Source organism: Gaoshiqia sediminis, from assembly GCF_025907915.1.
Classification (GTDB): Bacteria; Bacteroidota; Bacteroidia; order Bacteroidales; family Prolixibacteraceae; genus Gaoshiqia; species Gaoshiqia sediminis.
The window spans coordinates 1-303 of sequence record NZ_JAPAAF010000168.1 but is presented as its reverse complement, the minus strand read 5'-3'; the positions used below and the strand labels follow the sequence as shown (position 1 = coordinate 303).

At 40.3% G+C, this 303-nt stretch carries 1 protein-coding gene; it reads right to left on the bottom strand.

Annotated features, from left to right (window positions below):
* Positions 1 to 88 precede the first annotated feature (88 nt).
* Positions 89 to 303, bottom strand: a 215-nt coding sequence (locus N2K84_RS20425; RefSeq protein ID WP_282593673.1) for a hypothetical protein, incomplete at its 5' end; no start/stop codon positions are given.

Below are 303 nucleotides of genomic sequence, written 5' to 3'. Positions count from 1 at the left end.
TTTTTCATAACTAAAAATTTAAGGATGAGAATAGAAGTTACGCAGTTTTTTGCACCATGTCAAGCTGCCCCGCATCGCGGGGTTTAGTTCAACGTGAAATTGTATGTTTAGCTGTGGTTTTCGTGAGGATTTCCAGTCCGCATACACACCAAATTGAGGCGAGTAGGCGAGCTGAAATAACCACTGCACCCACAGTTAAATATACAAAATGTGTGCGCCCTGCATAAGCAGCGCGCACACTTGTTGTAAGCTGTTGAAAAAGTTTAAAAATACAAATAAACTTTACATAGTAGCCAAACAACA